Genomic DNA, 22,902 nt, shown 5'->3' on the forward strand with positions numbered 1-22,902 from the left:
CGATTTGCAGCCCCATAGGTTACGGTCGCGCGAATACCAGGAGGCCCACCATGTTCCAGTCCTTCGATTCCGCGGGCGACCCGGCGGTCGGCAAGCCGCGCGTGGCGCTGCTGCGCCAATGGCTCGGCGACAATGGCCTCGATGGCTTCATCGTTCCGCGCGCCGACGAACACCAGGGCGAATATGTCGCCGATCGTTCGGCCCGGCTGAAATGGTTGACTGGCTTCAGCGGCTCGGCCGGCGTCGCCGTCGTGCTGCGCGACCGCGCCTTCGTCTTCGTCGACGGGCGCTACACGCTGCAGGTGCGGGGCGAAGTCGACCTCGGCATCTTCTCGATCGAGAGCCTGGTCGACAACCCGCCCGCTGTCTGGCTCAGGGATAACATCGGCAAAGGGGCGCGGCTGGGTTTCGATCCCTGGCTGCACACGATCGGCGAGGTCAAGGCGCTGCAGGCCTCCGCCGACAAGAACGGCGCGGTGCTCGTGCCGCTCGACAGGAACCCGATCGACATCATCTGGAAGGATCAGCCCGCCGCACCCGTGACCCCGGTCGAGCTGCATCCGATCGGCTTTGCCGGCGAGATCGCCAAGGACAAGCTGGCGCGGCTGGCAACGGCAATCGGCAAGGACAGCGCCACCCATGCCGTGCTGACCGACCCCTCCTCGATCGCCTGGGCCTTCAACATTCGTGGCGGCGACGTGCCGCACACGCCGCTGGCGCTCGGCTTCGCCATCCTCGCCGCCGACGGATCGCACCAGCTGTTCATGGATCGGCGCAAGTTCTCGCGTCAGGTCGCGGCCTACCTCACCCAGCTTGCCGATCCGCATGAGCCCGGCGAATTCGAAGCCGCGATCGTGGCGCTTGCGAAAAGCGGCGCGAAAATCGCGCTCGATCCGGTGCTGGCGGCCGACCGGCTGCGCATGCTGGTCGAGGACAATGGCGGCACGGTGATTGCCGCGCCCGATCCTGCCCGCATCCCGCGCGCCACCAAAAACCCTGCCGAGATCAACGGCTCGCGCGCCGCGCATCGCCGCGACGGCGCCGCGGTGGCCAAGCTGTTGTGCTGGCTCGACCGGCAGAAGCCGGGCTCACTCGACGAGATCGCGGTCGTCACCAGGCTGGAAGAGACGCGCCGGCAGACCGGCGAGGAAACCCAGATGCCGCTGCGCGACGTCTCCTTCGACACCATTTCCGGCGCCGGCCCGAACGGCGCCATCATGCATTACCGCGTCTCGCGCGCCACCAGCCGCAAGCTGCAGGCCGGCGAACTGTTCCTGCTCGATTCCGGCGCGCAATACCAGGACGGCACGACAGACATTACCCGCACCGTGCCGATCGGCCAGCCGACCGAAGAGATGCGCGAACGCTACACGCTGGTGCTGAAAGGCATGATCGGCATTTCGACGCTGCGCTTTCCTGCCGGCACACGCGGCTCGGAAATCGATGCGGTTGCCCGCATGGCGTTGTGGAAGCATGGCTGCGACTTCGCCCATGGCACAGGCCACGGCGTCGGCTCGTATCTGGCCGTGCATGAGGGTCCGCAGCGCATCGCCCGCACCGGCACCGAAAAGCTGCTCGAAGGCATGATGCTGTCGAACGAGCCCGGCTACTACAAGGAAGGCGCCTATGGCATCCGTATCGAGAACCTCATCCTGGTGACACCGGCCGAACAGATCGAGGGCGGCGACATCGCCATGCACGGGTTCGAGACGCTGACGCTCGCCCCGATCGACATCAGGCTGGTGCGCACCGATTTGCTGACTCGCGACGAACTGCACTGGCTCGACGCCTACCACGCCCGCGTGATGGCCGAGATCGGACCGATGCTCGACGGCGAAACGCTGGCCTGGCTGGAAAAGGCGACGGCACCGCTGCCGCACGACGCGAAGATTTGAATGCCAGGCTCGGAAGGTCAGCGCTGCCCCTCATCGCCCTGCCGGGCACTTCTCCCCGTCTAGTGACGGGGAGAAGGACGCTGTCACCGTCGGCTTCGCCAAACATCAATGCTGCAGAAAAGAGCGCCAAGGCTGACGCCAGCCCCTTCTCCCCGTCACTATACGGGGAGAAGATGCCGGCAGGCAGATGAGGGGCAGCGCCGACGATTCAAACCGATCGCGCCTACCCCACGAACTGCCGCGCCAGGATCAGAACCGCAGCGCCTGCCAGAAACATCGCCATCAGCCCGCCGCGCAGCGAAACCGCGGCCGTGACCACCAGAGCCACCCACTCCTCCGGTCCTGCATTCAGCAGTTCCGGCGCCACCAGCGTCGTCAGCACCGCAGCCGGCACGGCATTGAGGCCGGCTTCCACGCGCGGATGGATGTTCTCGAAGCGGGAGATGACCAGATGCCCGCCGATGCGCGTGAGATAGGTGGCGATCGCGCCGGCGATGATGATCCAGAATGTGGTGCTCATGGCCTTGTCTCCACGCCGCTGTGGTGCGGCGGCAGGATGACGGCGAGCAGCACGCCGGCAACGGCGCCGATCGACACGTGCCAGGGCGAGCCCACCGTCTTGTAGGCGACGATCGAGGCGCAGGCACTGGCGACGACCACCGGCAGCCACAGCGGCCGCTTGCGGAACCCCATCACGAGGCCGAGGAAATAGATCGGCAGCAGGAAATCGATGCCCAGCGCATGGGTGTCGGGGATGAGCTTGCCGAACAGCGCGCCGAGCCCGCTTTCAACGATCCAGAACAGATAGACCGGCAGGCCAAGCCCCAGATACCAGGCGAAGCCCACGGTCTGACCGGATTGCGCCCGTGCCTCGGCGACCGCGAATTGCGGATCGGTGAGGATGAAATAGCCGAGTGCCTGCTGAATGACGGGCCAGTGCGCGATGCGCCGGCCGATGCCGGCGGAATAGAGCACATGGCGGAAATTGACGGCGAAGATCGACAACACGACCAACCACGGCGCGACATGCTGGCCGAACAGCTGGATGCCGACCATCTGGCTGGCGCCACCATAGACCAGCGCGCTCATCAGGAAGGCTTCGAGGACCGAGAAGCCTTTGTCGACGGCGAGCGCGCCGAACAGCACCGCGAACGGCGCCGATGCCACCACGACCGGCATGGAGAGCCGCACGCCCTGCCAGAAGTCGCTTTTGCCGCCGCTCTCTGAAATCACGTCCGTCGCCATCGGCCACTCCTGATGCATGTCGCCCAAAACTGAGTAGCGGTTTTGGGACAACGACATGCACGACAACAAAGGGAGTGGCGGTATTTAGGTGGCATGGTTTGCCGTGTCACACGAATTCGGTTGAGCCAAACGATCAGCGGAAATGATCGTCGCGACGCTTGCGTGGAAGCTCATTGTTTCTCGGTCTTGCCCTCGATCGCCCTGCCCCAATCGAGCAGCGGCTTGGCGCGCATGGTGAAATCGACAAGTTCCTCGACCAGTTCTGGCCCGTGGATACCAGCCGGATCGATCGCGTGGCGGACGGCGAAATGCCGGTTGCGGATGGCGGCGACGAGGTCCTTGTCGGCGACCTCTTCGAAGCCGCGCGGCGTTCGTTTCATGCCGCCTTCGGCATCGAGTTCGAGGCCATTCTTCCTCAGCGCCGCCACCACGGCGCGAAACGCTTCGGGATGGCTCGTGATGGCCTTGCGCATGGCCGTCAGCAGTTCCGGCGCCGGCTGCCACCAGGCGACGCCGGCAAAGCAGCGCTCGAGCCCGATATGGACGAAGAACACACCCTGCTCCATCTTGGTGCCGTCCGGCGACAGGATAGCCGACAGATGCCGGTTGTAGGGTCGCTTGTCCTTGGCGAAGCGCACATCGCGGTTGATGCGGAACAGCGACTTCTTGCGATCGCCGCGCAGGCCGAGGCCCGCCTCGGTAAAACGATGCGTCAGCGTCTCGACGAGATCGCCCAGTGGGTCGCGCAATTCCTTTTCGAACAAGTCGCGATTCTCCAGGAACCACTCGCGGCTCTGGTGGAAATCCAATGCCTTCAGGAACGGAATGGCCTTGGGGCCGAACCCTTTGAACGCTTCGCCCGTCACGACTTGCCGACCCGCTGCAGCCAGCTGTCCTCGTCGATGACTTCGACGCCCAGTTCACTGGCAAGCTTGAGCTTGGAGCCCGCACCCGGCCCCGCAACCACCAGATCGGTCTTGGCCGAAACCGAGCCGGCCACCTTGGCGCCGAGACGCTCGGCCATTGCCTTGGCTTCGGAGCGTGTCATCTTTTCCAGCGAACCGGTAAAGACGATCGTCTTGCCGGCGACCTTGCTGTCGGCCGAGACGGTGACGATGTACGGCTTCGGCTTGACCTGCTCCAGCAGCTTGTCGAGCACGTCGTCATTGCGCTCATTGCCGAAGAAATCGCGAAGCGCATCGATCACCGTATCGCCAATGCCGTTGATCGATGGGAAGACGGCATGCGGATCCTCCGCCGCCGCCGTCTCCTTGCCGACGCGGATAAGCTCCTCGATGGTGGAGAACGTGCGGGCCAACACGGCGGCCGTCGTCTCGCCGATATGGCGGATGCCGAGCGCGAAGATGAAGCGGTCGAGTTCCGGCTCGCGGCGTGAATCGATGGCCGAAAACAGCTTGTCGAGGCCTTCATAATTGCGGTCCTCGACGCTGCGCACATTCTTGCGGGCCTTGCCGGACGCCGCCTCGCGCTGCCTGGCCTGCTCCTCGCGCCGCTCGGCCAGCGCCCTGGTCACGGCGGGGCGGCGCTCCCTGAGCGTGAAGATGTCGGCGGCTGTCTTGATCAGCCCGGCATTGAAAAAAGTATCGATGTTTTCCGCGCCGAGGCCTTCGATGTCCAGGGCGCCACGCGACACGAAGTGGCGCAGCCCTTCCACGGCCTGCGCCGGGCAGATCAGCTCGCCGGTACAACGGCGGCGCGAATCCTCCTTGCCGGTCTTCTCGTTGATCTCGCGCGTCGCCGGCGAGCCGCAGATCGGGCAGGTGTGCGGGAATTCGTACGGCACGGCATCGGGCGGACGCTTGTCGATGACGACGCTGACAATCTGCGGGATGACATCCCCTGCCCGCTGGATCACGACCGTGTCGCCGATGCGCACGTCGATGCCGTCACGGATCGGCTGGCCGGTGCTGTCCAGTCCCTTGATATAGTCCTCATTGTGCAGCGTGACGTTTTCCACCACGACGCCGCCGACCGTCACCGGCGCAAGCCGCGCGACCGGCGCCAGCGTGCCGGTCCGGCCGACCTGGATGTCGATCCTCTGCACGGTCGTCATCGCCTGTTCGGCCGGGAATTTATGCGCGACGGCCCAGCGCGGCTCACCGGTGACGAAACCCCAGCGACGCTGCAGCTCCAGTTGATCGACCTTGTAGACGACGCCGTCTATGTCATAGCCGAGCGACGAGCGCTGCTCCTCGATCCGGTGATAATGCGCGACCAGTTCCTCGACCGACTTCGCCCGCACCATCAGCGGACTGATCTTGAAACCCCAATCGGCGAATTTCTGCACCGATTCGTACTGCGTTGGTGCCGGATCGGCCGTCGTATAACCCCAGGCATAGGCAAAGAATTTGAGATTGCGGCTGGCGGTGACGGACGGATCCTTCTGGCGCAGCGACCCGGCCGCCGTATTGCGCGGATTGACATAATCCTGGCCGCCGACAGCCGCCGAGCGCGCCTTGAGTGCCTCGAATTCCGCATAGGTCATGTAGACCTCGCCGCGAATCTCGATGGTTTCAGGCCAGCCTGATCCCTTGAGCTTCGCGGGAATGTCGGCGATTGTCCTCAAATTGGCCGTGATGTCCTCGCCGACAGCGCCGTCGCCGCGCGTCGCACCTTGCACGAACACGCCCTTTTCGTAACGCAGCGAAGCCGACAGGCCATCGATCTTCGGCTCGGCGGTGAAAGCGATGTCGAGGTCCTTGTCGCGGTCGAAGAAGCGCCGGCCACGCTCGATGAAATCGGTAACGTCAGCGTCGGTATAGGCCTTGGCGAGGCTGAGCATCGGCACGGCATGGCGCACCTTGGTGAAACCTTCCGCCGGTGCGGCACCCACCCTGAGCGAGGGCGAATCCTCGCGCACCAGGCCGGGAAAGCGCTCCTCGATGGCGAGGTTGCGCCGCCGCAACGCGTCATACTCCGCGTCCGTGATCGTGGGCGCGTCCTCGGCATGGTAGCGCCGGTCATGATCGGCGATCTCCCCGGCAAGGCGCTGGAGTTCGGCTTCAGCCTCGCTTTCGCTGAGCGAATCGACAGGTTTTTCGGCCATGCTTTTTGTCCCTGAACGGTGGCGCGTCACCATAGAGCATGATCCCGAAAAGTGGGAACCGGTTTTCGGAAAAGATCATTCCTGAACAGCAGGATGGAGCCATATCCTGACTCGCCCCATGACGCCCGATAGTCTCATGCCGCGTTTGTATTCTCGCGCAGCAGCCGCTCGGCGGCCGCGCGCGCCTCGTCGGTGATCGTCGCGCCGGCCAGCATGCGGGCGATCTCCTCTTGCCGCGCCGTCCTGTCCATCTCGGCAATGCCGGTCGCGACACGGTCGGTGCTGCCCGATTTGGAGATCAGGAAATGTGTCGCCGCGCGCGCCGCCACTTGCGGCGCGTGGGTGACCGAAAGCACCTGGACGCGCTTCGACAGCCGCGCCAGCCGCTGGCCGATGGCGTCGGCCACCGCACCGCCCACACCGGTGTCGATTTCGTCGAAAACCAGTGTCGGCGCCGAACCACGATCGGCAAGCGCCACTTTCAGCGCCAGCAGGAAGCGTGACAGCTCGCCGCCGGACGCGACCTTCATCATCGGGCCGGGCCGCGTGCCAGGATTGGTGCGCACCCAGAACTCGATCTGGTCGATGCCCTCTTCCATGCGGGCCTCGGCCTCGCTCTTCATCTCGACGATGAAGGCCGCGCGTTCGAGCTTCAGCGCCGGCAATTCCGCCATCACCGCCTTGGTCAGACCGACCGCCGCGCCATGGCGAAGCGAGGACAACTGTGCGGCGGCGATGTCATAGGTTTCGCGCGCGGCGGCCGCCTGCTTTTCCAGTCCATGCAGGCGCTCCTCGCCCGCATCGAGATCGGCGAGATCGGCAACCATCGTGTCGCGCAGCTGCGCCAGATCGTCGACGGCGACGCTGTGCTTGCGCGAGGCCGCGCGCAGCGAAAACAGCCGTTCCTCGGCTTTTTCCAGCCGTTGCGGGTCATATTCGGTGGCACGCAATGCGGCCTCGACGCCGGACTGCGCCGCGTCGAGCGACAGCATCGCTTCATCCAGCGACTTGACCACGTCCTCGAGCAGGCCGGGCGCCTCCGTTGCCTTGCGCTGCAGCCGCCTCAGCAAACTTGCCAGTTGCGGCAAGGGCGACGACGGGCCCGACAGCACATCCTGCGCATCATGGATTTCGGAAGCGATCTTCTCGGCGCGCATCATGTGGGCGCGCAGCTCGGCAAGTTCGGTTTCCTCGCCGGGCTGCGGGTCGAGCTTGGTCAGTTCGGCAACCGCGGCGCGCAGATAGTCGGCCTCGCGTGCGGCGGCGGCCACCTTGGCGCGATGGCGCGTCAGCTCCTGCTCGCAGGCGCGCCAGTGCCGCCATGCCTCGCCGGTCGAGCGGACGGCGCCCAGATGGCCGCCGAAAGCATCGAGCACGTCGCGGTGCGCGCCGGGATCGACCAAAGCGCGTTCATCATGCTGGCCATGGATCTCGACCAGCGCGCGGCCGACATCGCGCATCAGCGTCACGGAGGACGGCTGGTCGTTGACGAACACACGGGTGCGGCCGTCCGCTGTCTGCACGCGGCGCAGGATGATGTCTCCATCGTCCTCGATGGCATTTTCGGCAAGCAGCGCGCGCACCGGATGGTTGCGCGGAACATCGAACACGGCGATGACCTGGCCCTGCGATGCGCCATGGCGCACCAGCGAGGCATCGCCGCGCGCGCCGAGCGCCAGCGACAGGGCATCGAGCAGAATGGATTTTCCGGCGCCGGTTTCGCCGGTCAGCACGGAAAGACCCGGCTGGAAGTCGATGTCCAGCTTTTCGATCAGGACGATATCTCGGATCGACAGTCTGGAAAGCATGAGAAACCGGACCTATTGCATGCCGCCCGAAAGTGGACCCGGTCTCGGGATAACGACAGGCACGAGAACAAAGAGATTAAAGGCGGCGCCGACAGGTGGAGTCGCAGCGCCGCACTATCTTTTTGTTTGGGCTTCGGATCAATCCGAAAAAGCGCGCTGCGCTCGGAGCTCTGCGGTCACGCGCCGGTGATCAGCTTCCCGGCCTTGGATATCCACGATCCGGCATTTTCGCGCGGCGCCAGCCCGTTGCTCTGCAGCAGCTTGTAGGAATCCTTGTACCACGAGCTGTCGGGATAGTTGGTACCGAGCACCGCGGCGGCCGTCTGGGCCTCCGAGGTCAAGCCCAACGCGTAATAGCTTTCGGTGAGGCGGGCGAGCGCTTCCTCGACATGGCGCGTGTTGGAATAGTTTTCGACCACGGTGCGGAAGCGCTTGACGGCGGCGATGTATTCGCGGCGCTCCAGATAATAGCGGCCGATCTGCATCTCCTTGCCGGCGAGCTGGTCGTTGGCGAAGCGGATCTTTTCCTTGGCGTCGTCGACATATTCCGACGTCGGCCAGCGCGTCACCAGGTCCTGCATCGTCTGCAGGGTCTGGCGTGCTTCCTTCTGGTCCTGCGTCACGTCCTTGATCTGGCGATAGTAGCTGAGACCAATGATGTACTGGGCATAGGGCGCGTCATCCGTGGACGGATAAAGCGCCAGGTACCGCTTTGCCGACTGGATCGCGTCGTCGTAACTGCCCTTCCGATAGTCGGCGAACGCACCCATCACCATCGATTTGCGGGCCCATTCCGAATAGGGATGCTGGCGGTCGACGGCGTCGAACTTCTTGCTCGCCTCGTCCAGGCGTCCCGCATTCATGTTGGCGAGACCCTGATTGTAGAGCACGTCGGCCGGCTCGGTCTGGTCGACATAGGTCGACAGGTCGATATCTTTCTCCGACGACATGCAGGCCGACAGAAAGAGCGATGGAACAACCACCGAAAGCGCCAGGAAAACGGACCGCTGCGGCGCTTTCGATTGACCGACTCGCTTGAAGAACATGATTGGATTGCGCCCTTTCGGCGTTATTTCAATGCCTCTTGCATGCTGTTGTCCCAAAACTGGTCCCCACTTTTGAGCGACATGCACTAATCGACGGCAGCAGCCATAAACCATAACCGCCTTGCCCGGCAACGCTATGTCCAGCCAATCGCACATTTTTGTGGCGGCGGACCGCAGCGTATCAATCTATGCAATTTCGCTGATGGATGATGCATTCATGCAACACCCACGCCGCCATGGAATCCGAAAAAGATAAAGGAAATCAGATCATCCAGGGCGCATAGAGCGGCGCGTTGACGGCGTTCATTTCGGCGCCCCGGCCACGCTCGCGGCGTGTCGTCTCGACGATCTCGAAGGCCGTGCGATCCGACAGCAGGCGCCGCAGCGCAGCGGCGTTCAGCCTGTGGCCGCCGCGATAGGAGCGAAAACAGCCGATGAAGCGCGCGCCGGCCAGCGCCAGGTCGCCCATGGCGTCGAGCGTCTTGTGGCGCACGAATTCGTTGGGATAGCGCAAGCCGCCCATATTGATGACGCGGTTGTCGTCACCGATCACCAGGGAATTTTCCAGCGAGGATCCCAGCGCATAGCCGGCGGCCCACAGCCGTTCCACGTCCTTCATGAAGCCGAACGTGCGGGCGCGGGCGATGTCGCGGCGGAAAATATCGGCATTGATGTCCGATGCGAAGAGCTGACGACCGATAGCCGGGCTTTCGAAATCGATCTCGACCTCGAAACGGGTCCCTTCATAGGGCCTGAACTCGGCCCAGGAAGCCCCGTTCTCGATACGGACCGGCTTGACCACCCTGATATAGCGGCGCTTGACGGCCAACACCTCGATGCCGGCCTGGTCGATGGCTTCGACGAATGCCATGGCGCTGCCGTCGAGGATTGGGACCTCGTGGCCGTCGATCTCGATGATGACATTGTCGATGCCGAGCCCGAACAGGGCGGCCATGATGTGCTCGACTGTCGCGATGTGCTCGCCCGAGGGATCGCCGAGCATGGTGCAAAGGTCGGTGGCGCCGATCTCGGAAAACAGGGCGCGGAATTCGCGGCCCTGCCCGTCTCCATTGAGGAGCTGGAACACGATGCCGGTATCGGCATCCGCGGGCAGGAAACTGATGGAAACTTCTTTGCCGCTGTGAACGCCGGTGCCTGTAAGCGACGCGCGCGTTTTCACTGTCGTCTGGTAGTCGTGCAAGACAATCCCCATGAGCCCGTAATGCCTAGGTCCGCTTCTCCAGCCCGAGGGCGCGGCTCTTGTTAAATCGGCAAGCAGGGCTACTCCCCCGAAATCCTGGCAAACCGACTATGGTAGGCAGCGAAGATAATGTTCCGGCAAGGAGACTCCAAATCACGGTTTCTTACTCTTTGTAACCGCGAACTGGAACATGTACGGCATCATAACCGATTGATTACGCAGCATTTTAAACGTTAACAGGCAAGCAATTCCTTGCTTGCCTGTTAACAACTGTTACAGTCCGTTAACCGCTCAGTTGGCCTGGCGGCGCAGGAACGCCGGAATCTCCAGCTGATCGTCGTCCTGAGTCGCCCTGGTCTGCGGCGTCAGGCGGCCCTGATCGTCCAGCTGGCCGCGGCGCGGCGCGTATAGCTGGGCATCCTGGCTGGCGAGGCGGCGCACTTCCGGTGCGGCCTGGCGCAGCTTGGGCTCGCGCGGCTGTGCCGGCTGCAGCCGTGCAGGTTCTTCTTCACGACGGGTCAGGCCATTGGTCAGGCGCTTCAGGAGGCCCATCGGCCCGCTGTTCTCGTGGTCTGCCGGACGGCTCTTTGCATCCACCTCCGCCTTCACGACCGGCGGAAAGTCCTCGACGCGCGGCATGCGCTGCGGCGCCATCGCCACCGGCTGCTGAACCTCGCGCAGGATTTCGCGCGGCTGCGGGGCCGGCTGCATCATCTGCTGGACGACCGGCTGCACCATCGGCTGCGGCTGCGCGGGCGGCGCCTGGAAGATCTTGCTCTGCGGGCGGAAATCGTCCGCATGGGCGACCGGAGTCGGACGGGCCTGCGCCATGGCCGCGGCATTCGCTTCGGCCAACTGGATGGCTTCGGCAACCGGATCGGCGGCGCGTGGCTCATACACCGTGTGCTGGACCGGCGCCGGGCGGCTTTCCACCGCGGCGACGGCCGGCCGGGCAGCCGGCTTCGGCGGAGCGGCACGGATCGAGATCGGCGCGGCGGCGATTTCAGCGGCCGACTTGTCGATGCCGGTGGCGACCACCGAGACGCGGATGACGCCTTCGAGTTCCTCGTCGAAAGTGGCGCCCAGGATGATGTTGGCGTCCTGGTCGACTTCCTCGCGGATGCGGGTCGCCGCTTCGTCGACTTCGAACAGGGTCAGGTCGCGGCCGCCGGTGATCGAGATCAGCAGGCCCTTGGCGCCCTTCATCGAGGTTTCGTCGAGCAGCGGATTGGCGATCGCGGCTTCCGCGGCGGCCATCGCACGACCTTCGCCCGAAGCCTCGCCCGTGCCCATCATCGCCTTGCCCATCTCGCGCATCACCGAACGCACGTCGGCGAAGTCGAGGTTGATCAGACCTTCCTTGACCATCAGGTCGGTGATGCAGGCGACACCGGAGTAGAGCACCTGGTCGGCCATCGCGAAGGCGTCGGCGAAGGTGGTCTTGTCATTGGCCAGCCGGAACAGGTTCTGGTTCGGGATGACGATCAAGGTGTCGACGCATTTCTGCAGTTCCTCGATGCCGAAGTCGGCCGTCTTCATGCGGCGCTGGCCTTCGAAGTGGAACGGCTTGGTGACGACGCCGACGGTAAGAATGCCTTTCTCACGGGCTGCGCGTGCAACAACCGGAGCAGCACCCGTGCCGGTGCCGCCGCCCATGCCGGCGGTGACGAAGCACATATGGGTGTTGGTGAGATGGTCGATGATCTCGTCGATGCACTCTTCCGCCGCCGCGCGGCCGACTTCCGGCTGCGAGCCGGCACCGAGCCCCTCGGTGACATGCGCGCCGAGCTGGATCAGCCGGTCGGCCTTCGACATGGTCAGCGCTTGCGCATCGGTGTTGGCGACAACGAACTCGACACCGCGCAGACCGGCGGTGATCATGTTGTTGACGGCATTGCCGCCGCCGCCACCGACACCGAACACGGTGATGCGCGGCTTAAGCTCGGTGATGTCCGGCTTCTGCAGATTGATGGTCATTGTCTCCGTCCTTTGCCTTTCACGCCGCTTCGCCGCCGCGGCCGCCTATGGGGCTGTCCCCGTCAATTAGAAACTGTCTCTCAACCACTGACTCATGCGATGCAGTTTTCCGCCCGTTCCGGTCATCCTGAGACCGGAAATGCCTTTCGCCGGATGGCTCTCGAAGCTCGCCATCTGCGGATAGATCAGAAGCCCGACCGCAGCCGAGAAAGCCGGCCCTTTCGCCGCTTCGGGCAGGCCCGCCACGCCGAGCGGGCGGCCGATGCGCACATTGCGCCCCAGGATGCGGCGTGCCGCCTCGGGCAGGCCGGCCAGTTGGCTGGCGCCGCCGGTGAGCACGACGCGCTTGCCGACCGCATTGCCGTAACCGGATTTGTTGAGCCGGTCGCGCAGGAGTTCGAGCGTCTCGTCGATGCGTGCGCGCACGATGCGCGTCATCACCGAACGCGGAATCTGCAGCGGCACGTCGCCATCGTCGCCGATCGGCTGGATCGAGATCAGGTCACGATCGTCGGCGCTGCCCGGCAGCGCCGAGCCGTGCATCACCTTCAGCCGCTCGGCCGCATCGAGCGAGGTCGAAAGCCCCTTGGCCATGTCGAGCGTCACATGGTTGCCACCGATGGCGATGGCATCGCCATGAACGAACTTGCCTTCCGAAAACACCGAGATCGTCGTCGTACCGCCGCCCATGTCGATGCAGGCGGCTCCGAGCTCCAGCTCGTCGTCGACGAGTGCCGCCAGCCCGCTGGCATAGGGCGTCGCCACCATGCGTTCGACCGACAGGTGCGAACGGTTGATGGAGAGCTCCAAATTGCGCATCGGCGCCGCGTCACCCGTCAGCACATGCATGTCGACGCCAAGCGCATCGCCCACCATGCCGCGCGGATCGCGCACGCCGCGCTCGGCGTCCAGCGAGAAGCCGACTGGCAGTGAATGGATCACCTCGCGTTCGGACTTGAGCGCCTGCTTGGCGCCGGCGCCGAGCACGCGCTTGATGTCGGCCTCGTCGGCCTCGTGGCCGCCAAGGTTGATGGTGGCCGAAAAGGCTTCACTCTTCAGCCGTCCGGCGGTCATGTTGACGATCAGCGAATCGACCGTCAGCCCAGCCATGCGCTCGGCGGCATCGACGGAGAGGCGGATGGCATGCTCGGCGCGATCGAGATCGACGACGACGCCCGACTTCACGCCTTGCGATTTCTGGTGTCCGATGCCGATCACCTGGACCCGGTGCGAGCGACCGCGCAAAAGCTTGCCTTCATCGTTCGGCTTGAGCTTGGCCACCATGCAGCAGACCTTGTTCGAGCCGACATCCAGCACCGTCAGGGTGCCCGACCGGCGCGACGAGGCATCGCCAGAACCGCCAAGCCAGCTCATATCTTCGTCTCCGGCTTGCGCTTGAGGGCCTTTGGTTTCTCGTTGAGCGCGGCCTCGCGCTGCGTTGCCGCCTGCGGCGTCAGCTCCACGACCAGCCGGTCCGTCAGGCGCATGTCGACGGCGGCGATGTCGCGCGACAACAGCCCCTTGTCATGGTCCAGCTTGACGAGTTCGGCGAGCGCCTTGTCCTCGTCATCCTCGGGCAGCTTGATGGTGATGCCGTTGTCCAGCTTCAGGTCCCAGCGCCGCTCGCCGACACGGACATAGCCTTTGATGCGGCTGGCCAGGTCGGGATATTGTTCGACCCTGGCCAGGAAATCGGGCGCCTTCGCGGGCGCGCCGGCGCCGATCAACAGGGGCAGGAGCACCTGCTTGCCGCCCGAGAATGGCGCGATGACAGCGCCATTCTTTTCGATGACCGAGAGATCATTGCCCTGCTGCCAAAGCGCGAAGGCCGCACGCTCCTCGACACGCACCTCCAGCGTGTGCGGATAGACCTTGCGCACCGCGGCGACCTGGATCCACGGCAGGGTCGCGATGCGTTCGCGCGCGGCCTCGGCATCGAAACCAATCAGCGACGTCCAGCCATCGAGTTCGAGCCTGTCGAGAATGTCGATCTCCGAAGTCTGACGGTTGCCGACCACCTTGACCTGATCGACGGCAAAGCCGGTGCGGGCGGTGATGCTTTGAATGATGCCGTCGGCATGACCGCCAAGGTAGGCGCCATAGGCCCCGCTCGAGGCCAGGAGCACCGACGACATGATCGCGGCGGAGAAGCGCGGCGCCTGGAATTCACCATCGGCCAGGCGCGTCAGGATACGCACCGGGCGGCGAAGCACGCGTGGCAGGACGAAATGGTCTAACGACAATGGCAGGCCGAACAGCGACGGCCCGGCCGCGCCCCTCACCTTGCCCTGTCCCCATTTCAACGCAGACACGAAGCGTCCTCCACCATCCAACTCAACAATTCACCAAACGAATGCCCGGCATGGGCGGCAATTTCAGGCACCAGAGACGTCGGCGTCATGCCCGGCTGAGTGTTGACCTCGAGCCATACAACCTCGCCATTTTCGGAGTGACGATCGTCATAACGGAAGTCCGACCGGGAAACGCCCCGACAGCCGACAGCTTGGTGAGCCTTGAGCGCCAGTGTCTGTATTTTTTGGTAAATATTCGGTGAAACTTTTGCGGGGCATTCGTGTTTTGATCCGCCCGCGACATATTTTGAATCGTAGTCGTAGAAGGAATGGCCCGTCGGGATGATCTCGCAGACGCCAAGCGCCACGTCGCCCATGACGGCGCAGGTCAGCTCGCGCCCATGGATGTAGCGCTCGACCATGACGATATCGCCATATTTCCACTCGGATGACCCGATCACCTGCGGTGGATGCGACTGCCCCTCCGACACGATGACGACGCCAAAGCTCGATCCTTCGCTGACCGGCTTGACCACATAGGGCGGCTTCATCGGGTGCTTGTTCTGGATGGAGAAGCGATTGGTGACCTTCGATTCGGCAACGGGAACGCCGACCGGTTTGACGATCCTCTTCGCCTGCTCCTTGTTCATGGCGAGCGCCGAGGCGAGCACGCCGGAATGGGTGTAGCGAATGCCGAGATATTCGAGGATGCCCTGAATGGTACCGTCCTCGCCAAAGGGTCCATGCAGCGCATTGAAGGCGACGTCGGGCTTAAGCTCGGCAAGCACCGAGCCGACATCGCGCCCGACATCGACGCGGCTGACCTGGTAGCCTTCCTGTTCCAGCGCATCGGCACAGGCCTTTCCGGAAGACAAAGACACGGGCCGCTCGGACGAGAAACCTCCCAGCAATACGGCCACATGCTTGCTCTTCATTCCCCGTCATCCCCTCTCACGGCGGACCAAAATCCAAGATTTCCGCAACATTGAGTCCGAGTCTCCCGGCAGGTTGCCCCCCAGACGGAAAACGCGGGTAACGCGTCGAACGACTCAAATCAGGAAACGCTTTAGGGCAGAGAATCAGAGAGTTGATTCACTGGCAAGTACTTATGATTCCGAGAGATTCACTTTCTGAGAAAATGGATGCGAAAACCGAGTCGCCGAGTCCCCGGAGCAACGGTTTCACGGCATTTCGATCCCGTTGAAGTTCACGCATCACGTGAACTTCAAGATGCGCTAAAGAAGCTGACCAAGGAACTCCTGCACGGCATGTCCGGAGCGGAAATTGCCGATGCGCTTGATCTCCCACTGCAAGCGGATGCCGGAATGCTCGAGCACCCGCGCGCGTACCGTCTCGCCGAGATATTCGAGGTCGTAGCCGGTCGCGGTTCCGGTGTTGATCATGAAGTTGCAATGCATCGGCGACATCTGCGCGCCGCCGATCATCAGGCCGCGGCAACCCGCCTTGTCGATTTCCTTCCAGGCCGAGGTGCCTTCGGGATTCTTGAAAGTCGAGCCGCCTGTCTTCTCGCGGATCGGCTGCACGGTTTCGCGGTGGTTCTGCACCGCGTCCATCGCCGTCTTGATCGCCGCTTTGTCCTCGGCAAAGCCTTCGAACACAGCCGAGGTGAAGATCAGCCCGGACGGTGCCGCCGAATGGCGGTAGGCATAGCCCATTTCGGCATTGCTCAACGTCTGGGCATTGCCCGCGCGGTCGAGCGCCCGCACCTCGACGACGCGCTCGCGCGTCTCGACGCCATTGGCGCCGGCGTTCATCCTGAGCGCGCCGCCGACGGCGCCTGGAATGCCGTGGTAGAAATGGAAGCCGCCAATGCCGGCCTCCAGCGCCACCGCCGCCACACGCTTGTCGGGCGTGGCGGCACCGGCCTTGATCCTGATCGGGGAAATGACTTCGGCCTCGCCAAAGCCCTTGGCGGAAAGCCTGACGACGAAACCCGGAATGCCGCCGTCGCGGACCAGAAGGTTCGAGCCGACGCCGACAATCGTCAGGGGGATCTCTTCGGGAACCGCCTTGAGGAACGCGGCAAGGTCCTCGTCGTCGGCCGGCTGGAACAGCGCCTCGGCAAGGCCGCCTGCCCGGAACCAGGTGATCTTGTCCATCTCGGCATTAGGCGTGATGCGGCCGCGCAGGCCGGCCAGCCGGTCGCCAAGTCTGTCGATCAGGGCCTGGCCGTTCATCATGAGGCGGCGAGCTCCTTCGGCAGCGCATAGGCCCATTGGGTGATATTGCCGGCGCCCAGGAAGACGACGAAGTCGCCGGGCTTGGCGATGTCGCGGATGACAGGCGCGATATCGGCCGGCCCCTCGATATAGCGGGCATCGCGATGGCCGCCGGCGCGGATGCGCGACACCAGCGCATCCGAGGTCACGCCGTCGATCGGCTCTTCGCCGGCGGCGTAGACCGGGGCGACCATCACCGTGTCGGCATCGTTGAAACAGGTGGAGAACTCGTTGAACAGATCATGCAGCCTGGTGAAGCGGTGCGGCTGGGCAATGGCGATGACGCGCCCATTGGTGGCGCTGCGCGCCGCCTTCAGCACCGCCGAGATCTCGACCGGGTGGTGGCCGTAGTCGTCGAACACGTCGACGCCGTTCCAGGAACCGGTGTGGGTGAAGCGGCGTTTGACGCCGGCGAAGGACGACAGGCCCTTCTTGATCGCCTCGGCCGATAGGCCGAGTTCGTGCGCGACCGCGATCGCGGCCGTCGCGTTGGACACATTGTGGTGGCCAGGCATCGGCAGGCGCAGGCCCGCTATCGTCGTCTGGCCGCGCCCCTTGCGGTCGCGGATCATCACATCGAACTCCGAGGTCGCACCCGCCATGCGATGGTTGGTGAACCGCACATCGGCCTGTGCGTTCTCGCCATAGGTGATGACGCGCCGATCTTCGATGCGCCCGACCAGCGCCTGCACTTCCGGGTGATCCGTGCACATCACGCCGAAGCCATAGAAAGGCACGTTCTCGACGAACTGGCGGAACGCCTCACGCACATTGTCGAAGTTGCCATAATGATCGAGATGCTCGGGATCGATGTTGGTGACGACGGCGATCTCTGCCGGCAACTTGAGGAAGGTGCCATCGCTTTCGTCGGCTTCGACCACCATCCACTCGCCGTCGCCCATGCGCGCATTGGTGCCATAGGCATTGATGATGCCGCCATTGATGACGGTCGGGTCGAGCCCACCGGCTTCCAGCAGCGCCGCCACCATCGAGGTCGTCGTCGTCTTGCCATGCGTGCCGCCGATGGCGACAGCCTGACGGAAACGCATCAACTCGGCCAGCATCTCGGCGCGGCGCACGATCGGCAACAGCTTTTCACGTGCTGCCTTCAGTTCCGGATTCGACTTCTTGATCGCCGTCGAGACGACGATGACCTCGGCGTCACCGAGATTCTCGGCCTTGTGGCCGACGAAGCATTCGATGCCCTTGTCGCGCAGCCGCTGCACATTGGCGCTGTCGGCCTGGTCGGACCCTTGCACCTTGTAGCCGAGATTGTGCAGCACCTCGGCGATGCCGCTCATGCCGATGCCGCCAATGCCGATGAAATGCACGAGGCCAATGGTCTGCGGCATCTTCATGGGTGCGTCCCCTTCCTGAAATCCGATACTGTTTTGCGGGACGCAATAGCCTCTGTGAGGTCGGCGAGCAACCGTGCCGCGTCCGGCCTGCCGACCGATTTGGCCGCTGCGGCCATCGTCGCCAGCCGCTCCGGGTGGTCCATCAGGGCGCCGAGCAGTGCCGCGATACGCTCGGGCGAGAGCGACGATTGCACGTGCACTTCGCCGCCGCCGGCGGCGGCAAGCGCTGCTGCATTCGCCGCCTGGTCGTGGTCGAGCGCGAAGGGATAGGGCACCAGCAGCGCCGGCCGGCCGATGACGGCGATCTCCGACACGGTCGAGGCGCCGGAACGCGAGATCACCAGATGCGCCGCCGCTATGCGCGCCGCCATGTCGGTAAAAAACGGCGAGACCTCGACGGCGACGCCGAGCGCGGCATAGGCCGCTTTCACCCGCGCCACGTCGTCCGCGCGAGCTTGTTGGGTAATGACAAGGCGTCTGCGCTGTGCATCCGAAAGCAGCGCGACTGCCCCCGGCATCGCATCGGAAAAGAATTGCGCGCCCTGGCTGCCGCCGAACACCAGCAGGCGGAAAGGCTCGTCCCCGGTTGAAGCCACGTAAGCTGTCCTGGCTGCTTCGAGCACAGCCGGCCTGACCGGATTGCCAGTCGTCACCGTCTTGGCGCCGGCCGCACTCTCATCCTGCGGCAGGAAGCCGCCGGCGATGGCGTCCACACGGCCGGCCAAAGCCCGGTTGGCGCGCCCCATCACCGCGTTCTGCTCATGGATCAGCGTCGGCACCTTGCGCCGCGTCGCCGCGTAGAGGGGCGGCAAGGTCGGATAGCCGCCAAAGCCCACGACGGCCTCCGGCTTGATCCTGCCGATGATGGCGGAGGCCTGACGCACGCCTCTCCAGATTTTCCAGAAGGCGCCAAGCAGGGCGAAAGGATTTTTCGAGCCTAACGTCGCCGACTGGATCGGGTGGACGGCCGCCGCCGGGAAATGGGCGGCAAACCGCTCGGCCCGGGTGTCGGTCGCCAGATGCACCGCCCAGCCGCGCTCGATCAGTTCATGCGCCAGCGCTTCGGCTGGAAACAGATGTCCGCCGGTTCCACCCGCCGCGAGAAGGATAACGCCTCTGGCCATGTCACTCCGCCGGCATGGCGCGCTGCGGCAGGGTAAAGCCCATCTGCTTGCGCTTTTCCGGCCGCTTGCGCGTCAGCGCCAGCACCATCCCCATCGAGATGGCGATGGCGATCTGCGAGGAGCCGCCATAGGAGATGAAGGGCAGCGTCATGCCCTTGGCCGGCACAAGCTGCAGGTTGACGCACATGTTGATGACGGCTTGCAGGCCGAACACGGTGACCAGACCGCCGACCGCATAACGGGTGAAGTCGTCATGCTCCTTCAGCGCACTGTTGAGGCCGCGCAGCACGATGAAGGCGAAGATCGACATGATGAAGAAGCACATGATCAGTCCGAATTCCTCGCCCGCGACCGAGAAGACGAAGTCGGCATGGCTGTCGGGGATGACCCGCTTGACGGTGCCCTCGCCGGGCCCGACGCCGAACCAGCCGCCATTGATCAGCGCATCGCGGCCCATGTCGACCTGGAACGTGTCGCCTTCGCCGGTGAGGAACTTGTCGATACGCAGCGCGACGTGCGGAAACACCGTATAGGCGGCGAAGACGCCGCCGACGCCGGCGGCGCCAAGCACGATGATCCAAAGCCATGGCAGCCCCGCCATGAAGAACATGATGCCCCAGGTGCCGGTGGTCAGCATGGTCTGGCCGAGGTCCGGCTGCGCCACCAGCAACGACACGACCAGCACCAGCAGCAGCATGGCGAACAGATTGCCGGGAATGTCGGGCTGGCGCTTGTGTTCGGCGAACAGCCAGGCGCACATGATGACGAAGGCCGGTTTGAGGAATTCCGAAGGCTGGATCGACAGGCCGGCGAGCGACACCCAGCGGCGCGCCCCCTTCACCTCGACGCCGACATAGAGCACCGCCACCATCAGCACCAGCATCAGGCACAGCATGATCAGCGACATGCGCCGGATCTGCCTGGAATCGAGGAAGGAGACCGCCAGCATCACGCCGAGCGCAGGTACGGTGAAGATGATCTGCCGGGTGGCGAAATGGAAACTGTCGAGGCCGATGCGTTCGGCGACCGCGGGGCTTGCCGCGAAGGATAATACGATGCCGAGCCCCATCAGCGACAGGAACGCCGCCAGGAACCAGCGATCGATGGTCCACCACCAGGTTGCGACCGGACTTTTGTCGAGACGGCTCTGCATTATCGTGCCCCTCCGATGGGTTTGACGCCATCTATAGCGCTCGCAGCTTGCCTGAAGGCTTCGCCACGGACCTCGAAATTCTTGAACTGGTCGAAACTGGCGCAGGCCGGCGACAACAGCACCACCGCCTCGCCGCCGTCGTCTTTGGCCGCGTCATGCGCGGCATGCTCGACGGCGGCCGCCAGGGTGCCCGAAATCTCGTAGGGCACGGCCTCGCCGAGCGTCGCCGAAAAGGCGGGGGCGGCCTCGCCGATCAGATAGGCCTTGGCGATGCGCGGGAAGAAGCCGCGCAGCGGCTCGATGCCGCCTTCCTTGGGCAGGCCGCCGGCGATCCAGTAAACGCGGCTGAAGCTGGACAGCGCCGGTGCCGCGGCATCGGCATTGGTCGCCTTGGAATCGTTGACGAACAGCACATGATCCTTGCGGCCGACCTGCTCCATGCGATGGGCGAGACCCGGGAAGCTTTCCAGTCCGGACTGTATCTCACCGAGGTCGAGCCCAACCTTGAGGCAGGCGGCGACGGCGGCCAGCGCGTTCTGCGCATTGTGCTGGCCGCGCAGCGAGCCGACGCCTTCGAGAAAGGCGACCCGGCTGTAGCGGCCATGCACCGCCTCCATCAGATCGGTACCGTCGGCGAAATAGCCGTCGGTCAGCGGCAGGCGCTTGGAAATGCGGATGACCTGCCGCCCCGCCCGCTCCAGCCGCTCGGCGATCTGCGCACACCAGGAATCGTCGATGCCGATGATCGCCGTGTCGCTGCCCGCCACCAGCCGCTCCTTGATCGAAGCGTAGTGCTGCATGGTGCCGTGGCGGTCGAGATGGTCCGGCGTCAGGTTGAGCAGGATGCCGGCCGTCGGATTGATCGAGGGCGCAAGGTCGATCTGGTAGGACGAGCATTCGACCACATAGTGCCGGTCGGGCTTCGGCGGATCGAGCGTCATCACCGCGCGGCCGATATTGCCGCCCATCTGCGTGTCGCGCCCGGAAGCTTGAAGGATATGCGCCGTCAGTGCGGTCGTCGTCGACTTGCCGTTGGTGCCGGTGATGGCGATGAAGGGAGCATCCGGCGCACGCTGCGTCCGCTCCCTGCAGAACAGCTCGATATCGCCGATGACCTCGACGCCGGCCCCACGCGCCAGTTCCACTGTCCAGTGCGGCTTGGGATGGGTCAGCGGCACGCCGGGCGACAGCACGAAGGCGGAAAAGCCGGCCCAGTCGGCGCCACGCAGATCGCCGGTGGCGATGCCGGTGGCGGCCGCCTTGGCGACGCTGTCGGGATTGTCGTCCCAGGCCAGCACCTCGGCGCCGCCCTCGATCAGCGCGCGCGCCGTGGCGATCCCCGAGCCGCCGAGCCCGAAGAGCGAAACACGCTTGCCTGCGAAGGATGCGGCGGGGATCAAATGGCGGCCTATCTGAGTTTGAGGGTGGAGAGGCCGACCAGCGCCAGGATGACGGCGATGATCCAGAAGCGGATCACCACCTGGCTTTCGGTCCAGCCGAGCTTTTCGAAATGATGATGGATCGGCGCCATCAGGAACACGCGCTTGCCGGTCATCTTGAAGTAGCCGACCTGGATGATGACGGAGAAGATCTCGACCACGAACAGGCCACCGACGATGACGAGCACGATCTCGTGCTTGGTGGCGACCGCGACCGTGCCGATCAGGCCGCCCATGGCCAGCGATCCGGTGTCGCCCATGAAGATCGCCGCCGGCGGCGCGTTGAACCAGAGGAAACCGAGGCCAGCGCCGATGACCGCGCCAAGCACGACCGCCAGTTCACCTGTGCCGGGCACGAAATGGATCTGCAGATATTCGGCGAACACCGCATTGCCCGAGAGATAGGCGATGACGCCGAAGGACGCCGCCGCGATCATGATCGGCACGATCGCCAGGCCGTCGAGACCGTCGGTCAGGTTCACCGCATTGCCGGCGCCGACGATCACGAAGCAGGAGAACGGAACGAAGAACCAGCCGAGGTTGATGATGAATTCCTTGGCGAAGGGGAATGTCAGCGACGACGAGAACGGCGCCTGGCCATTGTGCATGATCACCCAGGCGGCGATGCCGGCGATAACGAATTCCAACGCAAGCCGCGCTTTGCCGGAAAAGCCGAGATGCGACTGCTTGGTCACCTTCAGATAGTCGTCGTAGAAGCCGATCGAACCGAAGCCGATTGTCACCAAAAGCACCACCCAGACATAGATGCTCGACAGGTTCGCCCATAAAAGCGACGAGCCGATGATGCCGGACAGGATCATCAGTCCGCCCATCGTCGGCGTGCCCGCCTTCTTGAAATGCGTCTGCGGCCCGTCGGCGCGGATCGGTTGGCCCTTGCCTTGCCTGAGCCGCAGCGAATTGATGATGGTCGGCCCGAAGATGAAAACGATCAGCGCCGAGGTGATCAGCGCCCCGCCGGTGCGGAACGTGATGTAGCGGAAGACGTTGAAGACGGAGACCTTGTCCGCGAAATCGACCAGCAGTGTGAACATGCGCTT

At 64.3% G+C, this 22,902-nt stretch carries 18 protein-coding genes; 1 reads left to right on the plus strand and 17 read right to left on the minus strand.

The genetic code is table 11. From position 1 onward, the window contains the following. Positions 1-50 precede the first annotated feature (50 nt). On the plus strand, positions 51-1,895 hold the full coding sequence (locus tag FJW08_RS24485; protein WP_140812631.1) for an aminopeptidase P family protein: 1,845 nt from the start codon (positions 51-53) through the stop codon (positions 1,893-1,895). 223 nt (positions 1,896-2,118) lie between these two features. On the opposite strand, the gene FJW08_RS24495 is transcribed toward FJW08_RS24485, so the two are convergent. The 17 genes from FJW08_RS24495 to mraY form a co-directional block, all read right to left on the minus strand. Then, complete coding sequence (locus tag FJW08_RS24495) at positions 2,119-2,415, minus strand: AzlD family protein (RefSeq protein ID WP_140812632.1); 297 nt, start codon at positions 2,413-2,415, stop codon at positions 2,119-2,121. Then, on the minus strand, positions 2,412-3,140 hold the full coding sequence (locus tag FJW08_RS24500; protein ID WP_140812633.1) for an AzlC family ABC transporter permease: 729 nt from the start codon (positions 3,138-3,140) through the stop codon (positions 2,412-2,414). The genes FJW08_RS24495 and FJW08_RS24500 overlap by 4 nt, the downstream gene beginning before the upstream one ends. 170 nt (positions 3,141-3,310) lie before the next feature. Next, positions 3,311-4,006: a TIGR02453 family protein gene (locus tag FJW08_RS24505; RefSeq protein ID WP_140812634.1), complete on the minus strand. Its 696-nt coding sequence runs from the start codon at positions 4,004-4,006 to the stop codon at positions 3,311-3,313. Beyond that, on the minus strand, positions 4,003-6,207 hold the full coding sequence (ligA, locus tag FJW08_RS24510; RefSeq protein WP_140812635.1) for an NAD-dependent DNA ligase LigA: 2,205 nt from the start codon (positions 6,205-6,207) through the stop codon (positions 4,003-4,005). The genes FJW08_RS24505 and ligA overlap by 4 nt, the downstream gene beginning before the upstream one ends. Before the next feature lie 134 nt (positions 6,208-6,341). Beyond that, positions 6,342-8,015, minus strand: a complete 1,674-nt coding sequence (gene recN, locus FJW08_RS24515; RefSeq protein ID WP_140812636.1) for a DNA repair protein RecN — start codon at positions 8,013-8,015, stop codon at positions 6,342-6,344. A gap of 176 nt (positions 8,016-8,191) precedes the next feature. Further along, complete coding sequence (locus FJW08_RS24520; protein WP_140812637.1) at positions 8,192-9,061, minus strand: outer membrane protein assembly factor BamD; 870 nt, start codon at positions 9,059-9,061, stop codon at positions 8,192-8,194. 262 nt (positions 9,062-9,323) lie between these two features. Next, positions 9,324-10,274, minus strand: coding sequence for a UDP-3-O-acyl-N-acetylglucosamine deacetylase (lpxC, locus tag FJW08_RS24525; protein ID WP_140812638.1), 951 nt, complete (start codon positions 10,272-10,274; stop codon positions 9,324-9,326). 279 nt (positions 10,275-10,553) lie between these two features. After that, complete coding sequence (gene ftsZ, locus FJW08_RS24530) at positions 10,554-12,239, minus strand: cell division protein FtsZ (RefSeq protein WP_140812639.1); 1,686 nt, start codon at positions 12,237-12,239, stop codon at positions 10,554-10,556. Positions 12,240-12,305: 66 nt separating this feature from the next. Beyond that, on the minus strand, positions 12,306-13,613 hold the full coding sequence (gene ftsA / locus FJW08_RS24535) for a cell division protein FtsA (RefSeq protein ID WP_140812640.1): 1,308 nt from the start codon (positions 13,611-13,613) through the stop codon (positions 12,306-12,308). Continuing rightward, positions 13,610-14,551 carry a cell division protein FtsQ/DivIB gene (locus tag FJW08_RS24540; protein ID WP_140812641.1) on the minus strand — a complete coding sequence of 314 codons (942 nt, stop codon included), beginning with the start codon at positions 14,549-14,551 and terminating at the stop codon, positions 13,610-13,612. Before FJW08_RS24540 ends, ftsA begins: the two co-directional genes overlap by 4 nt. After that, positions 14,539-15,465, minus strand: a complete 927-nt coding sequence (locus tag FJW08_RS24545) for a D-alanine--D-alanine ligase (protein ID WP_140812642.1) — start codon at positions 15,463-15,465, stop codon at positions 14,539-14,541. Before FJW08_RS24545 ends, FJW08_RS24540 begins: the two co-directional genes overlap by 13 nt. A 300-nt stretch (positions 15,466-15,765) precedes the next feature. Beyond that, the gene (gene murB / locus FJW08_RS24550; RefSeq protein ID WP_140812643.1) at positions 15,766-16,731 is read right to left on the minus strand and encodes a UDP-N-acetylmuramate dehydrogenase; all 966 of its coding nucleotides are present in this window, start codon (positions 16,729-16,731) and stop codon (positions 15,766-15,768) included. Further along, the gene (gene murC / locus FJW08_RS24555; RefSeq protein ID WP_140812644.1) at positions 16,728-18,128 is read right to left on the minus strand and encodes a UDP-N-acetylmuramate--L-alanine ligase; all 1,401 of its coding nucleotides are present in this window, start codon (positions 18,126-18,128) and stop codon (positions 16,728-16,730) included. Before murC ends, murB begins: the two co-directional genes overlap by 4 nt. Next, positions 18,125-19,252, minus strand: a complete 1,128-nt coding sequence (murG, locus tag FJW08_RS24560; RefSeq protein ID WP_140812645.1) for an undecaprenyldiphospho-muramoylpentapeptide beta-N-acetylglucosaminyltransferase — start codon at positions 19,250-19,252, stop codon at positions 18,125-18,127. Before murG ends, murC begins: the two co-directional genes overlap by 4 nt. Before the next feature lies 1 nt (position 19,253). Beyond that, complete coding sequence (ftsW, locus tag FJW08_RS24565) at positions 19,254-20,405, minus strand: putative lipid II flippase FtsW (RefSeq protein WP_140812646.1); 1,152 nt, start codon at positions 20,403-20,405, stop codon at positions 19,254-19,256. Next, positions 20,405-21,805, minus strand: coding sequence for a UDP-N-acetylmuramoyl-L-alanine--D-glutamate ligase (gene murD, locus FJW08_RS24570; RefSeq protein WP_140812647.1), 1,401 nt, complete (start codon positions 21,803-21,805; stop codon positions 20,405-20,407). Before murD ends, ftsW begins: the two co-directional genes overlap by 1 nt. Before the next feature lie 8 nt (positions 21,806-21,813). Then, positions 21,814-22,896, minus strand: coding sequence for a phospho-N-acetylmuramoyl-pentapeptide-transferase (gene mraY / locus FJW08_RS24575; protein ID WP_140758159.1), 1,083 nt, complete (start codon positions 22,894-22,896; stop codon positions 21,814-21,816). Positions 22,897-22,902: the final 6 nt, after the last annotated feature.

It is taken from the genome of Mesorhizobium sp. B3-2-1 (genome assembly GCF_006439515.1).
Classification (GTDB): Bacteria; Pseudomonadota; Alphaproteobacteria; order Rhizobiales; family Rhizobiaceae; genus Mesorhizobium.

What these genes read in the sequence shown, in the direction of transcription:
- murG (WP_140812645.1), bottom strand. Translation starts at nt 19,252, where the DNA reads ATGGCCAGAGGCGTTATCCTTCTCGCGGCGGGTGGAACCGGCGGACAT.
- murB (WP_140812643.1), bottom strand. Translation starts at nt 16,731, where the DNA reads ATGATGAACGGCCAGGCCCTGATCGACAGACTTGGCGACCGGCTGGCC.
- ftsA (WP_140812640.1), bottom strand. Translation starts at nt 13,613, where the DNA reads ATGAGCTGGCTTGGCGGTTCTGGCGATGCCTCGTCGCGCCGGTCGGGC.
- ligA (WP_140812635.1), bottom strand. Translation starts at nt 6,207, where the DNA reads ATGGCCGAAAAACCTGTCGATTCGCTCAGCGAAAGCGAGGCTGAAGCC.
- lpxC (WP_140812638.1), bottom strand. Translation starts at nt 10,274, where the DNA reads ATGGGGATTGTCTTGCACGACTACCAGACGACAGTGAAAACGCGCGCG.
- FJW08_RS24500 (WP_140812633.1), bottom strand. Translation starts at nt 3,140, where the DNA reads ATGGCGACGGACGTGATTTCAGAGAGCGGCGGCAAAAGCGACTTCTGG.
- FJW08_RS24495 (WP_140812632.1), bottom strand. Translation starts at nt 2,415, where the DNA reads ATGAGCACCACATTCTGGATCATCATCGCCGGCGCGATCGCCACCTAT.
- murC (WP_140812644.1), bottom strand. Translation starts at nt 18,128, where the DNA reads ATGAAGATGCCGCAGACCATTGGCCTCGTGCATTTCATCGGCATTGGC.
- FJW08_RS24485 (WP_140812631.1), top strand. Translation starts at nt 51, where the DNA reads ATGTTCCAGTCCTTCGATTCCGCGGGCGACCCGGCGGTCGGCAAGCCG.
- ftsW (WP_140812646.1), bottom strand. Translation starts at nt 20,405, where the DNA reads ATGCAGAGCCGTCTCGACAAAAGTCCGGTCGCAACCTGGTGGTGGACC.
- recN (WP_140812636.1), bottom strand. Translation starts at nt 8,015, where the DNA reads ATGCTTTCCAGACTGTCGATCCGAGATATCGTCCTGATCGAAAAGCTG.
- mraY (WP_140758159.1), bottom strand. Translation starts at nt 22,896, where the DNA reads ATGTTCACACTGCTGGTCGATTTCGCGGACAAGGTCTCCGTCTTCAAC.
- FJW08_RS24520 (WP_140812637.1), bottom strand. Translation starts at nt 9,061, where the DNA reads ATGTTCTTCAAGCGAGTCGGTCAATCGAAAGCGCCGCAGCGGTCCGTT.
- FJW08_RS24545 (WP_140812642.1), bottom strand. Translation starts at nt 15,465, where the DNA reads ATGAAGAGCAAGCATGTGGCCGTATTGCTGGGAGGTTTCTCGTCCGAG.
- ftsZ (WP_140812639.1), bottom strand. Translation starts at nt 12,239, where the DNA reads ATGACCATCAATCTGCAGAAGCCGGACATCACCGAGCTTAAGCCGCGC.